1 protein-coding gene is annotated in these 1795 nt (G+C 65.0%); it reads left to right on the top strand.

Annotated elements, in window-relative coordinates; translation table 11 throughout:
- On the top strand, nt 1–1795 hold a 1795-nt coding region (locus HYH08_RS37260; RefSeq protein WP_220014801.1), incomplete at both ends, for a chemotaxis protein CheA.

Genomic DNA, 1795 nt, shown 5'->3' with positions numbered 1-1795 from the left:
CGAGGTCAAGGCCGAGGTCAAGGCTGAGCCCGCGCCGGCCGCTGAAGCTCCCGCCGCCAAGGAAGCAAAACCCGCCAAGGAAAAGCCCGCGCCGAAGAAGTCGATGGCCGACGAGAATGCCGGCGAGGGCGCCTCCATCGCCAACCAGTCGATCCGCGTCAACGTGGACACGCTGGAGCACCTGATGACCATGGTCTCCGAGCTGGTGCTGACGCGCAACCAGCTGCTGGAGATCTCCCGCCGCAACGAGGACACCGAGTTCAAGGTGCCCTTGCAGCGCCTCTCCAACGTCACCGCCGAGCTGCAGGAAGGCGTCATGAAGACGCGCATGCAGCCGATCGGCAATGCCTGGCAGAAGCTGCCCCGCATCGTCCGCGACCTGTCGAGCGAACTCGGCAAGCAGATCGAGCTGGAGATGCATGGTGCCGACACCGAGCTCGACCGCCAGGTGCTCGACCTGATCAAGGACCCGCTCACCCACATGGTGCGCAACTCCGCCGATCATGGCCTGGAGACCCCCGCCGAGCGGCTCGCGTCCGGCAAGGGCGAGCAGGGCACCATTCGGCTGTCCGCCTATCACGAAGGCGGCCACATCATCATCTGCATTGCCGACAACGGCCGCGGCCTCAACACCGAGAAGATCAAGGCCAAGGCGCTCTCCTCGGGTCTCGTCACCGAGGCCGAGCTGGAGAAGATGTCGGAAGCCCAGATCCACAAGTTCATCTTCGCGCCGGGCTTCTCGACCGCGGCCGCCATCACCTCGGTGTCCGGCCGCGGCGTCGGCATGGACGTGGTCCGCACCAATATCGACCAGATCGGCGGCACCATCGACATCAAGTCGGTCGCCGGCGAGGGCTCCTCCGTCACCATCAAGATCCCGCTGACGCTCGCCATCGTCTCGGCCTTGATCGTGGAAGCTGCCGGAGACCGTTTTGCGATTCCCCAGCTCTCGGTGGTCGAGCTGGTCCGCGCCCGCGCCAACTCGGAGCATCGCATCGAGCGCATCAAGGACACCGCGGTCCTCAGGTTGCGCAACAAGCTCTTGCCGCTGATCCACCTGAAGAAGCTGCTCAAGATCGACGACGGCGCGGCTAGCGATCCCGAGAACGGTTTTATCGTGGTCACGCAGGTCGGCAGCCAGACCTTTGGCATCGTCGTCGACGGCGTGTTCCACACCGAAGAAATCGTCGTCAAGCCGATGTCGACGAAATTGCGTCACATCGACATGTTCTCCGGCAACACCATTTTGGGCGATGGCGCGGTGATCATGATCATCGACCCCAACGGCATTGCGAAAGCGCTCGGCGCCGCCGGCTCCTCGGCCCATGACATGGGCGACGAGAACGGCGCCCACCACATCGGCTCGGGCGAGCAGACCACCTCGCTCCTGGTGTTCCGCGCCGGCTCGTCCCAGCCCAAGGCGGTCCCGCTCGGGCTCGTCACGCGCCTCGAGGAGCTGCCGGCCGACAAGATCGAGTTCAGTAACGGCCGCTACATGGTGCAGTACCGCGAGCAGCTGATGCCGCTGGTCGCCATGGAGAGCGTCACCATTGCGAGCCAGGGCGCCCAGCCGATCCTGGTGTTCGCCGATGACGGCCGCTCCATGGGCCTCGTCGTCGACGAGATCATCGACATCGTCGAGGAGCGCCTCAACATCGAGGTCGGCGGCTCGGCTTCCGGCATCCTCGGCTCGGCCGTGATCAAGGGCCAAGCGACTGAGGTGATCGACGTCGGCCACTTCCTGCCGATGGCGTTCGCCGACTGGTTCACCCGCAAGGAGATGAAGCCGTCGATG

It is taken from the genome of Bradyrhizobium sp. BR 10289, from assembly GCF_019455385.1.
In the GTDB taxonomy this organism is placed as follows: Bacteria; Pseudomonadota; Alphaproteobacteria; order Rhizobiales; family Xanthobacteraceae; genus Bradyrhizobium.
This window is presented reverse-complemented; position numbering and strand designations above follow the sequence as displayed.